Source organism: Pseudomonas sp. Pse35, assembly GCF_024519715.1.
GTDB lineage: Bacteria > Pseudomonadota > Gammaproteobacteria > Pseudomonadales > Pseudomonadaceae > Aquipseudomonas > Aquipseudomonas paracarnis.
In genome coordinates, this window is sequence record NZ_JALJRP010000010.1 from 18249 (window position 1) to 31781 (window position 13533).

10 protein-coding genes are annotated in these 13533 nt (G+C 60.7%); 7 read left to right on the top strand and 3 right to left on the bottom strand.

Annotation, left to right across the window (positions count from 1 at the left end; translation table 11 throughout):
- The first annotated feature begins 85 nt into the window (after positions 1-85).
- Positions 86-2494 carry a glucose/quinate/shikimate family membrane-bound PQQ-dependent dehydrogenase gene (locus OC445_RS11175; protein WP_262020155.1) on the top strand — a complete coding sequence of 803 codons (2409 nt, stop codon included), beginning with the start codon at positions 86-88 and terminating at the stop codon, positions 2492-2494.
- Between the two features lie 57 nt (positions 2495-2551).
- Positions 2552-3814: a carbohydrate porin gene (locus OC445_RS11180; RefSeq protein ID WP_060772970.1), complete on the top strand. Its 1263-nt coding sequence runs from the start codon at positions 2552-2554 to the stop codon at positions 3812-3814.
- Here OC445_RS11180 and OC445_RS11185 read toward each other — a convergent pair.
- The 3 genes from OC445_RS11185 to OC445_RS11195 all read right to left on the bottom strand — a co-directional run bounded on the left by OC445_RS11185 (position 3811) and on the right by OC445_RS11195 (position 6915).
- On the bottom strand, positions 3811-4986 hold the full coding sequence (locus OC445_RS11185) for a XylR family transcriptional regulator (protein ID WP_057978031.1): 1176 nt from the start codon (positions 4984-4986) through the stop codon (positions 3811-3813). The two genes, OC445_RS11180 and OC445_RS11185, sit on opposite strands and share 4 nt — an antisense overlap.
- Before the next feature lie 127 nt (positions 4987-5113).
- Positions 5114-5503: a hypothetical protein gene (locus tag OC445_RS11190; RefSeq protein ID WP_054895673.1), complete on the bottom strand. Its 390-nt coding sequence runs from the start codon at positions 5501-5503 to the stop codon at positions 5114-5116.
- Positions 5500-6915 (bottom strand): PAAR domain-containing protein, encoded by a 1416-nt coding sequence (locus tag OC445_RS11195; RefSeq protein ID WP_198791178.1) that lies wholly within the window; start codon positions 6913-6915, stop codon positions 5500-5502. Before OC445_RS11195 ends, OC445_RS11190 begins: the two co-directional genes overlap by 4 nt.
- A 281-nt stretch (positions 6916-7196) precedes the next feature.
- Here OC445_RS11195 and xylA point away from each other — a divergent pair, with 281 nt between their 5' ends.
- The 5 genes from xylA (at position 7197) to OC445_RS11220 (ending at position 13421) form a co-directional block, all read left to right on the top strand.
- On the top strand, positions 7197-8513 hold the full coding sequence (xylA, locus tag OC445_RS11200; RefSeq protein ID WP_127882107.1) for a xylose isomerase: 1317 nt from the start codon (positions 7197-7199) through the stop codon (positions 8511-8513).
- Positions 8514-8657: 144 nt separating this feature from the next.
- Positions 8658-9659: a D-xylose ABC transporter substrate-binding protein gene (gene xylF / locus OC445_RS11205; RefSeq protein ID WP_034127130.1), complete on the top strand. Its 1002-nt coding sequence runs from the start codon at positions 8658-8660 to the stop codon at positions 9657-9659.
- Positions 9656-11209, top strand: a complete 1554-nt coding sequence (xylG, locus tag OC445_RS11210) for a D-xylose ABC transporter ATP-binding protein (RefSeq protein WP_198791177.1) — start codon at positions 9656-9658, stop codon at positions 11207-11209. The genes xylF and xylG overlap by 4 nt, the downstream gene beginning before the upstream one ends.
- Positions 11210-12346 (top strand): sugar ABC transporter permease, encoded by a 1137-nt coding sequence (locus tag OC445_RS11215; RefSeq protein ID WP_106118377.1) that lies wholly within the window; start codon positions 11210-11212, stop codon positions 12344-12346.
- A 133-nt stretch (positions 12347-12479) separates the two neighbouring features.
- Positions 12480-13421, top strand: a complete 942-nt coding sequence (locus OC445_RS11220) for an ornithine cyclodeaminase family protein (RefSeq protein WP_262020156.1) — start codon at positions 12480-12482, stop codon at positions 13419-13421.
- The last annotated feature ends 112 nt before the right edge of the window (positions 13422-13533 follow it).

Genomic DNA, 13533 nt, shown 5'->3' on the forward strand with positions numbered 1-13533 from the left:
TCTATTGCAGGACTCAAATGTACTAACCGGTTACTTATCTTGCTAAAATCGCGTCTTTGCCCTCTCTCACTCGAGTCCATTCGACATGAAACGAGCATCGCGCGCCGCTGGCGTCTCTAGATTCTTACTCCTGGGCCTGGGCGTCGTCATCGCCCTGCTCGGCCTTGCGCTTGCCGTCGGCGGCGCCAAACTGGTCAGTCTGGGAGGTTCCTGGTACTTCCTGCTGGGCGGCGTGGTCATGGCCATCTCCGGGCTGTTGATTGCCCGCTGCAAGCCTGCCGGCGCCTGGTTGTTCGCCGCGTTTCTAGTGGCTACCGCCGTGTGGGCGGTGGCCGACGTGGGCCTGGAATACTGGCCGCTGTTCTCGCGACTGTTCATGTTTGCGGTGATTGGCGTGGTGGTCGCGCTGGTGTATCCGTTGCTGGCCGGCAAATCGGCGCGGGGTGCCTATGGCGTCGCCGCCGTATTGGCGCTGGGCGTGGCGGTGGCGGCGGGCAATATGTTTGTCGCGCACCCAAGCGTGAAGCCCACCGGTGCAGGCCCGGGCGTCACTCCGGTGGCTGCGGCCGATGCGCAGAAAGATTGGGCCCACTACGGTAATACCGAAGGTGGCAGCCGTTTCGCCGCGCTGGACCAGATCAACCGCGACAACATCGACAAGCTCAAGGTCGCCTGGACCTACCACACCGGCGACGTGGCCATCAGCGACGGTAACGGTGCCGAGGACCAACTGACCCCCCTGCAGATCGGCAACAAAGTGTTTATCTGCACCCCGCACAACAACCTGATCGCGCTGGATGCCGACACCGGCAAAGAACTGTGGAAAAACGAAGTCAAAGCCAAATCGGCAGTGTGGCAGCGTTGCCGGGGCATGGCGTATTTCGACGCCAGCGCGCCGATTGCCCAGCCGACCCAGCCCGACAGCTCGCCGGTCCTGGCCGCCAGCGTGCCCGCCGGTGCGCAGTGCCAGCGTCGCCTGCTGACCAACACCATTGATGCACGCCTGATCGCCGTAGACGCCGACACCGGCAAGTTCTGCGAAGACTTCGGCACCCACGGTCAGGTGGACCTCAAGGCCGGCCTCGGCAATGTGCCGGACAGCTACTACCAACTGTCCTCGGCGCCGCTGATGGCCGGTACCACCGTCGTAGTCGGCGGTCGCGTGGCAGACAACGTGCAGACCGATATGCCCGGTGGCGTGATCCGTGGCTTTGACGTGATCACTGGCCAGATGCGCTGGGCGTTCGACCCAGGCAACCCTGAAGACAAGCAGGCCCCGACGGGCGACGCCACCTACGTGCGCAGCACCCCGAACAGCTGGGCGCCGATGTCTTACGACCCACTGATGAATACGGTCTTCCTGCCTATGGGCAGCTCCTCCACCGATATCTACGGCGTGGAGCGCACCCAGCTCAACCACAAATACGGCGCTTCGGTGCTGGCACTCGACGCCTCCACCGGCGCCGAGAAGTGGGTCTACCAGACAGTCCACAACGACCTCTGGGACTTCGACCTGCCAATGCAGCCCAGCCTGATCGACTTCACCCCGCCCGGCAGCGACAAGGCTGTACCGGCCGTGGTCATCGGCACCAAGGCCGGGCAGATTTACGTGCTCGACCGCGCCACCGGCAAGCCGCTGACAGACGTGCAGGAAGTGCCGGTCAAAGCCGCGAACATTCCCAACGAGCCGTATTCCCTGACCCAGCCGAAATCCGTGGGCATGCCGCAGATCGGCGCGCAAACCCTCACCGAGTCGGACATGTGGGGCGCGACGCCGTATGACCAGTTGTTGTGCCGCATCGACTTCAAGGGCATGCGCTACGACGGCCTGTACACCGCGCCGGGCACCGATAAATCCCTGAGCTTCCCCGGTTCCCTGGGCGGCATGAACTGGGGCAGCATCTCCACCGACCCGGTGCACGGTTTTATCTTCGTCAACGACATGCGCCTGGGCCTGTGGATCCAGATGGTACCGTCGCAGAACAAGGCCCAGACCTCTTCCGGTGGGGAAGCGCTGAACACCGGCATGGGCGCCGTGCCGCTCAAGGGCACGCCGTACGCGGTGAACAAAAACCGCTTCCTGTCGGTGGCCGGCATTCCGTGCCAGGCACCGCCATTCGGCACCTTGACCGCCATCGACATGAAGACGCAAAAGGTCGCCTGGCAAGTACCGGTGGGCACCGTTGAAGACACCGGCCCCCTGGGTATCCGCATGCACCTGCCAATCAAGGTAGGCCTGCCGACCCTGGGCGGTACGCTGTCCACCCAAGGCGGCCTGATCTTTATTGCCGGCACCCAGGACTTCTACCTGCGCGCCTTCAACAGCGGCAATGGCGATGAAATCTGGAAAGCCCGCCTGCCCGTCGGCAGCCAGGGTGGGCCGATGACCTACGTGTCGCCGAAAACCGGCAAGCAATACATCGTCGTCACCGCCGGCGGCGCACGCCAGTCCACCGACCGTGGCGACTACGTGATCGCCTACGCCCTGCCGTAACCGCCCTCTGTTCGCGCGGTGCCCAGGCGCCGCGCTTTGTGTTTGGAAAGATCCCCCATGACCCCTACTCCTCATACCGCCTGGCGCCTGGCGCTGGGCCTGGCCTTTGCGGCCGCCCTGCCCGTTCAAGCCGACGACACCACCCTGACCGGCGACTGGGGCGGCCTGCGCCGCGAACTCGACGCGCAAGGTGTGCGCTTTACCGGTGACTACAGCGGCGAGACCGCCTACAACGCCCACGGCGGCCAGCATCGTTCGGCGCGCTACTCGCAAAACATCAAACTCGGCGTGCAATTCGACCTGGGCAAGCTCTACGGTTTCACCAACGGCGACCGCATCCAGCTGACCATCAACGACCGACGCGGCAACAGCGCCTCCGAGGACCTGGTGGGCAACCGCCTGCCGATCCAGGAAAACTACGGTGGCCTCTACACGCGCCTCACCGAACTGAGCTACGAGCGCACGCTGTTCACCCCGGCGCTGAACCTCAAGCTGGGCTATATGGCCATGGGCAATGATCTCGGTGGCCTGGACAGCGGCATCCTGTGCAACTTCATGAACGCCGGGTTCTGCGGGCATCCGCTGAACATGTCCGGCGGCAGTGGCTGGGCCAACTACCCGAATGCGCACCTCGGTGCCCGGGTGAAGTACGACTTTTCGCCCAACTGGCAACTGCGCGTGGCGGCCTTCAATGTCGACCCGTCCAGCAACGGCAATTCCAGCCGTGCCTGGCACCTGGGACCCAAGCACACCACCGGCACCGTGGTGCCCATCGAGCTTATCTACAAGCATGCGGGCGCACTGCCCGGTGAATACAAGCTCGGGTATTACTACGACAGTTCCGATGTAAAACGTATTGGCAGCAACAAGGACGTCAGCGGGCGTGGCGGTCACTACCTCTTGATCGACCAGGCTGTGTGGGCCTCACAATCATCCCAAGGCCGTAGCCTGCACGCCTTCGGCCAGTACTCTGCCGCCAGCCAAGCGGCCTCGCCGTTCACCAAGTGGTATGGCGCAGGCGTGGTGCTGTACAAGCCGTTCGAAGGTCGCCCGCGCGATACCGTCGCCCTGGGCTATGGCCGCGCGGTGCCGAACCCGCGCAGCCGTGATGTGCAAGAGTTGGCTGCGTTCAATGCCGGGGCGTCCTACCCCTCAATCGACAGCGCCGAACAATTGATCGAACTCAGTTATGGCTACCAGGCCACGCCTTGGCTGACCTTGCGCCCGGATGTGCAATACATCATCGAGCCGGGGGCGTTTTCCGGTGAGAGCATCGACAATGCGCTGGTGCTGGGCTTGCAGGTCAAAGCGGTGTTCTAGTTTGTGCCCTGTTGATACTGACGCGGCGTACAGCCAAATTCGCGGCGAAACACCGTATGCAGGTACTGCGCAGAGGTGAAGCCGCAGCGTGCGGCAATGTCGGCGATAGCAAGGCTGTGGTTTTCCAAACCTTTGGCGGCAGCGGCGAGTTTGAAGCGCAAAATCTCATCATGCACGCTGCAGCCACGCGCCTTGCGAAAATGCGCTTCCAGGGACGAGCGGGAAACACCGACATAAGCCGCGACCTGATCGGTCTTGATACCCTGGCAGGCGTACTGGCGGATAAACAACAAGGCCTGCATCACGTAAGGGTTGCCCAGGGGTTGATGCAGGCTGGAGGCCTGCACGTTGATGGCGTCCGGCGGCACCAGCACCTGCGTGCCCGTGCAGGGTTTGCCGTGCAGCATCTGATGCAACAATGCCGCAGCGGTACGGCCCATGGTCTCCGTGCCCTGGATCACCGAACTGAGCGGCACCCGCGTGAGGGTGCGGGTCAGCGGGTCGTTGTCGATGCCGATCAACGCCACCTCCTCCGGCACCGCAATACCCGCCGTCAGGCAGGCTTGCAGCAATTGCCGAGCACGGGCATCGGTCACCGCGATAATGCCGATAGGCTTGGGCAGGCTGTGCAGCCAGGCAATCTGCTGCTCCACCGCGCTGTCCCACAACGGCGCACTGGTGCCCAGGCCGCGATACACCTCTACCTGCAAGCCATCGCGCTGCATCAAGCGGCGAAAAGCTTTCTCACGCTCCTGGGCCCACCGATTGGCCTGGGCTTCGGGCAGGCTGAAACAGGCAAACCGCGTCAAACCCGCCTCCACCAGATGCTCGTAGGCCAGCTTCATCAGGGCATGGTTATCGGTGGCCACATAGGGAATGCCCTTCGGGTACTTGCCCACATCCTCATAAGACCCACCCACCGCCACCACTGGAACCCGACTGCCGGCCAACGCCTCGCCAATCAGCGGGTCATCGAAGTCAGCAATGATCCCATCGCCCTGCCAACGCTCGATACCGCGCAGGCGGCAGAGGAAGTCTTCTTCCAGGAACAGGTCCCAGGATGCGCGGGTGCTGCTCAGGTAGTTGCCGATACCGGCGATGATGCCGCGGTCGTAGATTTTGCTGCCGTTGAAGAGCAAGGCGATACGGTGAACGGGCGGTAGGGTTTTCATTGTTTTTGTCCTGGGGCCGGTCGGTGCAGATTAGGCCTGTGTACTACGCACGCCTAGCTACATTCAAATCGATGTCACGTCCTGGAAGCAGTCTGAGCATATCGGGCCTCAGGGAGGCCCGTTCTATCTACCTAAATTTTAAAACTATGAATACAGTTCCTAGCCAAACGCCAGTGCCAACTACCATTGCTAAATGTAGGTTCAGCAGGCGTTTTAGGTACGGAGGAAAGTTTTCATAATCGATAGGGCTCAAGTCACCAATGCGGATATATGTCCTTGGCATCGCTATCATCCCGGTGATTTTCGCCATCTCCAACAACGACCAAATATAGCCGCGCCTCCCCAGGCTCGGCCCCCAAAGATAAATATAGCGACTGTTTTTCAATGCCTCTTTTATCGCATCCAAATGTCGATGACTCAGGAACAAGCTGTACGCAATACTCACGAGTTCGAGCAGAAAAGGCCCGCCGGTAAAAATGATCGCAGCCCAGGGTGACCAAGAGTCAATACGGGTCATGGTTGAAAAGCCTCGTAAATTTTTTCCCCAATATAATCGCCACCCATCTCACCGAAAGTCGTACCTGCCCAGGCGCCGGCCCCGACTAAGGCCGCGACACAGACGACCCCTCCAAGCCCGCCGGTTGCCACTCCAATCCCCAAACAGATTGAACCACCCGCAATTTGACCCGTCACTCCACCCCAAATACCCCCCAATGTGGCTCCAGCGAATTTCCCCCCTTCAGTGAACTTAACCCTCTCACATGCAGCTCCAGAATCCCCGTTACATACCTGCTCAATAGCCAGCAACGAAGACACTCCCCCAAGTCCAATACCGATATAACCCCCTGCCTTCATGTACTTCGTGGCACGGCTGACCGCTTCCACATGAGCGGCATACCCCGGAATCTGCCCCGGCCCACCCGCCTTGTCCCAGTGATGCACCAAGCTGCGACTGGATATACCCAGGGCCGTTTTCAACTTGGGGTGATCGCCCAAGGTGGTCTGCCCGCGCAGGCGGGTGGAGTTGAGCAGATGAGCATCCAACTGATTCATAAGTCGCTGACGATCAGCAAAGAACTGCGGTGACCTAAGGTGCCCGTGCTGCCGATAGCTGTCCTGATGCAGGCGCTCCATGGCCTGCAGCGTCTCGCGCAGGTTGTTCAGGTGCTTTTCCATCACCACCGCACTGACGCCGAGCCAGGTTGAGGTGTGGCCGATGAAACCGGCGATCTCTGCACCGTGGCGATACAGAAAGTCAGCCTCGTCCGGCGTCAGCTCATCCAGTGATGCGCTGACGTGTTGTGCAGCCTGCATCAGCTGAGCTTCTTCATACGAGCAGGAGGTGTTTTTCGGATCGCTGAGCACGATCATCGAACCAGCTTTGACGTGGCCTGTGTTGGGATTCAGCGATTGAAACTTGCGCATTACAGCCGGGTCGAGCGTCGGAAAAAGTGTGGCTTCCAGCGCCTCGCGGGTCATGCTTTTGGGCACGATATAAAAACCTGGCTCCTGACCTTGCACACCATTGGATGCCATTGATCCAACATGACCGGACGGCACGAAACCAGAATGACGTGGCGCTACAGTGTTTCGATTTACAGATGATGCGTTTGGTTGAGCTACTCGCAGGTTAATGGGTGGTTCTGCATGTTGGTTTTCATAGGTGGCCGAGTACACCGAAGGAATCAGCTCGGCTTTACAGGGACAGTCGCTGTAACTATCCAAAGTGCCGGCCATAAGCCGGCCATGGCTGTTTATGTGGGAAATGCCACCGACGATCTTATATGTTTGCCCATCCTTGCCGCAGGTGACTCGGTCACCTTCGCACGCATGAAAAAGGCCATGTATGTTGACTCTCTTATCACCGTCCAGCACTTCCCCGCCGCAGGTGGTCTTGTCACCCAGTCCAATGAAATAACCTACGCTCATTTTTTTGCCTCTTATCCATGTTTTTTGGCCGTACTTCCCTGCTCGTCCCGATAAGAAAACTGACGCGTAACGCCTTCCGAGGTAAACGAGCAAGTGGCACACCAAACCTTGAAGAGGCATATCCCCACCGTAAAGTCAGACGTTTCTCTAAATCCTGTACTCCCTCAGCCGTTCTCAGCCCCTCACTCAAAATCGCACTCCCCTTTGGTGATTTTCATAATCAGCCGCCCAAGTGCCATTGCTAGTATCCAGACACCGCTCAGAACAATAAGGAAAAACCCATGCCGTACTTCCCCGGTGTCGAAAAGGTGCGCTTCGAAGGCCCTGCCAGCACCTCTGCCCTCGCGTTTCGTCACTACGACGCCAACAAGCTGATCCTCGGCAAGCCCATGCGGGAGCACCTGCGCATGGCCGCCTGTTACTGGCATACCTTTGTGTGGCCGGGGGCGGATATGTTTGGGATGGGGACGTTCAAGCGCCCGTGGCAGCGCAGTGGCGATCCGATGGAGGTGGCCATCGGCAAGGCCGAGGCGGCGTTTGAGTTTTTTTCCAAGCTGGGCATCGACTACTACAGCTTTCACGACACCGATGTGGCGCCCGAAGGCAGCACGCTCAAGGAGTACCGCAATCACTTTGCGCAGATGGTCGACCACCTGGAGCGCCATCAGGAACAGACTGGCATCAAGCTGCTGTGGGGCACCGCCAATTGCTTCAGCAACCCGCGTTTTGCCGCCGGGGCGGCGAGCAACCCAGATCCAGAGGTGTTCGCCTTCGCCGCCGCCCAGGTGTTCAGTGCAATGAATGCCACGCTGCGCCTCAAGGGCGCCAACTATGTGCTGTGGGGTGGCCGTGAAGGGTATGAAACTTTGCTCAACACCGACCTCAAGCGCGAGCGCGAACAGCTCGGGCGTTTTATGCGCATGGTGGTTGAACACAAGCACAAGATCGGCTTCAAGGGTGACCTGTTGATCGAGCCCAAGCCCCAAGAGCCGACCAAACACCAATACGATTACGACAGCGCCACCGTGTTCGGCTTCCTGCATGAGTACGGCCTGGAACACGAGATCAAAGTGAACATCGAGGCCAACCACGCGACGCTGGCCGGGCACAGCTTTCATCATGAGATCGCCACCGCCGTGTCGTTGGGGATCTTCGGCAGTATCGACGCCAACCGCGGCGACCCGCAGAACGGCTGGGACACCGACCAGTTCCCCAACAGCGTCGAAGAAATGACCCTGGCCACCTATGAAATCCTCAAGGCCGGCGGGTTCAAGAACGGCGGCTATAACTTCGATTCCAAGGTGCGCCGCCAGAGCCTGGACGAGGTGGACCTGTTCCACGGGCATGTCGCCGCCATGGATGTGCTGGCTCTGGCCCTGGAGCGTGCGGCGGCGATGGTGCAGGACGACCGCTTGCAGCAGTTCAAGGACCAACGCTATGCCGGCTGGCAGCAGCCATTGGGCCAGGCGGTGTTGGCCGGTGAGTTCAGCCTGGAGTCATTGGCTGAACATGCCTTTGCCAACGCGCTGAACCCGCAGGCGGTGAGTGGGCGCCAGGAGATGCTTGAAGGCGTGGTGAATCGGTTTATCTACACCTGACTGTGGCCAGAGATTGCTCCCGCTGGGGCGCGAAGCGGCCCCAAAAAATGGGAGTGCTACGCACTCCAGCGGGAGCAAGCTCACTCGCCACAAAGAGGATCTTCACCTAGTGTCTTTCCAACAACAATAAAAGGACGCACCACCATGAAGTCATTCAAACCTGCCCTGCTCGCCGCAGCCGTGGCGCTGCTCGCCCTGCCGGTGATGGCCGACCCTGCGCACCCGAAAATCGGTTTTTCCATCGACGACCTGCGCCTGGAGCGCTGGTCCCGCGACCGTGATTACTTTGTTGCCGCTGCGGAAAAGCTCGACGCCAAGGTCTTCGTGCAGTCTGCCGATGCCAACGAACAGAAGCAGATTGCCCAGATCGAAAACCTCATCTCCCGGGGCGTCGATGTGATCGTGATTGTGCCGTTCAACGCCACGGTGCTGACCAACGCGGTGGCCGAAGCCAAGAAGGCCGGGATCAAGGTGGTGTCCTATGATCGCCTGATTCTCAACGCCGACATCGACGCCTATATTTCCTTCGATAACGAAAAAGTCGGCGAGATGCAGGCCAGCGGCGTGTTGCAAGCGGCGCCCAAGGGCAATTACTTCCTGCTCGGCGGCGCGCCGACGGACAACAACGCCAAGGTACTGCGCGAAGGTCAGATGAAGGTACTGCAACCGGCCATCGACAAAGGCGATATCAAGATCGTCGGCCAGCAATGGGTCAAGGAATGGAACCCCACCGAAGCCTTGAGCATTGTCGAAAACGCCCTGACCCGTAACGACAACAAGATCGACGCCATCGTCGCCTCCAACGACGCCACCGCCGGCGGTGCGATCCAGGCCCTGGCTGCGCAGAAGCTGGCGGGCAAGGTGCCAATCTCCGGCCAGGACGCTGACCTCGCAGCGATCAAGCGCGTGATCGATGGCACCCAGACCATGACCGTGTACAAACCGCTCAAGCTGATCGCCACCGAAGCGGCCAAGCTTTCGGTGCAACTGGCACGCAGCGAACAGCCGACCTACAGCTCGCAGTATGACAATGGCAGCAAGAAGGTGGATACCATCCTGCTTACGCCGACGCCGTTGACCAAAGCCAACATCGACCTGTTGGAAAAGGACGGTTTCTACACCAAAGAGCAGATCGCCGGGCAATGACCGTGGCCGCCGATTACCTGCTGCAAATGAACGGCATCGTCAAAAGCTTTGGCGGTGTCAACGCTCTCAACGGCATAGACATCAAGGTCAAGCCTGGGGAATGCGTGGGCCTGTGCGGTGAAAACGGGGCGGGTAAATCCACCTTGATGAAGGTGCTGTCGGCGGTGTACCCGCACGGCACCTGGGAGGGGGAAATCCTCTGGGATGGGCAGCCGCTCAAGGCCCAGTCCATCCGCGAAACCGAGGCCGCCGGGATTGTTATCATTCATCAGGAACTGACCCTGGTGCCCGACCTGTCGGTGGCCGAGAACATTTTCATGGGCCACGAACTGACCCTGCCCGGTGGGCGCATGAACTACCCGGCGATGTTGCACCGCGCCGAGGCGTTGATGCGTGAACTCAAGGTGCCAGACATGAATGTGGCGCTGCCGGTGGCGCAGTACGGCGGCGGCTACCAGCAACTGGTGGAGATCGCCAAGGCCTTGAACAAACAGGCGCGCCTGTTGATTCTTGACGAGCCCTCCTCGGCCTTGACCCGTGGCGAAATCGAGGTGTTGCTGGACATTATCAAGGGCCTGAAGGCCAAGGGCGTGGCCTGCGTGTACATCTCCCACAAGCTCGATGAAGTGGCGACGGTGTGCGACACCATTGCGGTGATTCGCGACGGCAAGCACATCGCAACCACCGCCATGGCAGACATGGACATCCCCCGGATCATCACGCAGATGGTCGGCCGCGAAATGAGCAACCTCTTCCCCATCGAGCACCATGAAGTGGGCGAGGTGATCTTCGAAGCGCGTAACGTCACCTGCTACGACGTCGACAACCCCAAGCGCAAGCGCGTCGATGACATCTCCTTCGTGCTCAGGCGCGGTGAAATCCTTGGCATCGCCGGCTTGGTGGGGGCCGGGCGCACGGAGTTGGTGTCGGCGTTGTTCGGTGCCTACCCCGGGCGCTACAGCGCCGAGGTGTGGCTGGAGGGTCAGGTGATCGACACGCGCACGCCGCTCAAGTCGATCCGCGCCGGGCTGTGCATGGTGCCCGAAGACCGCAAGCGCCAAGGCATCATTCCCGACCTGGGGGTAGGCCAGAACATTACCCTGGCGGTGCTCGACACCTACGCGCACATGACCCGCATCGACGCTGAGGCCGAACTGGGCAGCATCGACCAGCAGATCAGCCGCATGCACCTCAAGACCGCCAGCCCGTCGCTGCCGATCACCAGCCTCTCAGGCGGCAACCAGCAAAAGGCCGTGCTGGCGAAAATGCTGATGACCCAGCCCAAGGTGCTGATCCTCGACGAACCCACACGCGGAGTGGACGTGGGCGCCAAGTACGAGATCTACAAACTGATGGGTGCGCTGGCCGCCGAAGGCGTGTCGATCATCATGGTCTCCTCGGAACTGGCCGAAGTGCTCGGCGTGTCCAACCGCGTGCTGGTGATTGGCGAGGGCCAGTTGCGGGGGGATTTCATCAATGAAGGGCTCACCCAGGAACAGGTGCTCGCCGCCGCGCTCAGCCATAACCCTAATGATCGGAAGACCGCGTAGATGAATCAGGTCAAACACCTTTTTACCCGCTACAAGATGCTCGCGCTGGTGATCGCCGTGGCGTTCATCTGGTTGTTTTTTAGTTGGCAGACCGAGGGCGGTTTTCTCACCCCGCGCAACCTCTCCAACCTGCTGCGGCAGATGTCGATCACCGGGATATTGGCCTGCGGCATGGTGCTGGTGATTATCAGCGGCGAGATCGACTTGTCGGTGGGCTCGTTGCTCGGACTGTTGGGCGGGCTGGCGGCGATTCTGGATGTGGTCTATCACGTGCCGCTATTGGCCAACCTGAGCCTGGTGGCGCTGTGCGGCTTGATGATCGGCCTGGCCAACGGCTACATGACCGCTTACCTGCGCATCCCCTCGTTCATCGTCGGCCTGGGCGGAATGTTGGCGTTTCGCGGGATTCTGCTGGGGATTACCGGCGGCACCACCATTGCGCCGGTGTCGCCGTCGCTGGTGTATGTGGGCCAGGGGTATTTGCCCCACAGTGTGGGCGCTGGGCTTGGCGTACTGCTGTTCGCACTGACGCTGTTCCTGACCTGGAAGCAGCGGCGCAACCGCGCACTGCATGGCTTGGCCGCGCACGCTTTGGTGCGCGACGTGTTACGTGTGGTATTGATCGGCGCGGTGCTCGCCGGGTTCGTCACCACCCTCAACAGCTACGACGGTATCCCCGTGCCGGTTCTGCTGTTGCTGGTGCTGCTCGGCGTATTCAGCTACGTCACCAGCCAGACCGTATTCGGCCGCCGCGTGTATGCGGTAGGCAGCAATATGGAAGCCACACGGCTATCCGGCATCAACGTGCAAGCGGTGAAACTGTGGATCTTCGGCATCATGGGGGTGATGTGCGCGCTGGCCGGCCTGGTCAACACCGCCCGCCTTGCTGCGGGTTCACCCTCGGCGGGCAACATGGGTGAACTCGATGCCATCGCGGCCTGTTTTATCGGCGGCACATCGATGCGCGGCGGCTCGGGCACCGTCTATGGCGCGTTGCTTGGCGCGTTGGTGATTACAAGTTTGGACAACGGCATGTCGATGCTCGATGTGGACAGCTACTGGCAGATGATTGTGAAGGGCAGCATTCTGGTGCTGGCGGTGTGGGTGGATGTGAGTACTCGCTCGGGCAGGCGATAACTCGTCCGCCAGAACACCAGCTCCCACATTTGATCTTCATGGCTCCCCCCCATTGATCTCATTTTTCCCTCAGGTTATTGCGGATAAAAACTAAAAGTCCATAATGGACAAATTAGTTTATCCGGAGAACCCCATGTCCACGACGCCCCTCCTCATCGACCAGGCCCAGGCCCGTACTTTATTGGCTCAAGTCGATGTACCCGCGATCCTGCGCAAACTGTTCCGCGACCTCGCCGCCGGGCAAGCGGTACAGCCGGCGCAACAGCTGGTGGAATTTCCCCAAGGCGCCGGGGATTTCATCAACTACCTGGGCGTACTGGCCGGAGACGGCGTGTACGGGGTCAAGACCTCCCCCTATATCGTGCGTGATCAGGGCCCTTTGGTGACGGCCTGGACCTTATTGATGTCGATGCACAGCGGCCAGCCATTGCTGTTGTGCGATGCCGCTGAATTGACCACTGCACGCACCGCCGCCGCCACGGCTTTGGCAGTGGATGCGCTGGCGCCCGCGGCGGCGCAACGCCTGGCGATCATCGGCAGCGGCAAGGTCGCCCAGGCGCACCTGCGTTATGTGCAGAACCTGCGCGACTGGCAGCAGATCCGCCTGTACTCGCCAAGCCTGGGCAGCGCCAGCGCCGAAACGCGTGCGCAGTTGGCCAGCCTGGACCCGCGCCTGAGCCTCGTCGCAAGTTGTGAGGCCGCCCTGGAAGACGCGGATGTGATCCTGCTGTGCACCTCGTCCGCCGGGCCGGTCATCGACCCCTCGCGCCTGAGCAAACCCGCGCTGATTACCTCCATCAGCACCAATGCGCCACGTGCCCATGAAGTACCGCCACATTGCCTCAAGCAGATGCACGTGTTCTGCGACTACCGCCAGACCACTCCGGATTCGGCCGGTGAGATGCTGATCGCCAGCGAGCAGCACGACTGGGACAAACGCACGATTGTCGGCGACCTGCCCGAGTTGTTCAGCGACATGGCCCAGCGCCCCGACTACGATCGTCACGTCTTTTTCCGCTCCATCGGCCTGGGCCTGGAAGACATCGCCCTGGCCAATGCCCTGTATCGACTGTAGGAGCGAGCTTGCTCGCCAAGACCTCACAGGCACTGCGGTCACACAGAATCGGCGCGTTATCGTCAACGTTTTTCGCGAGCACGCACGCGCCTACAATGCTTATTTCAGGAGA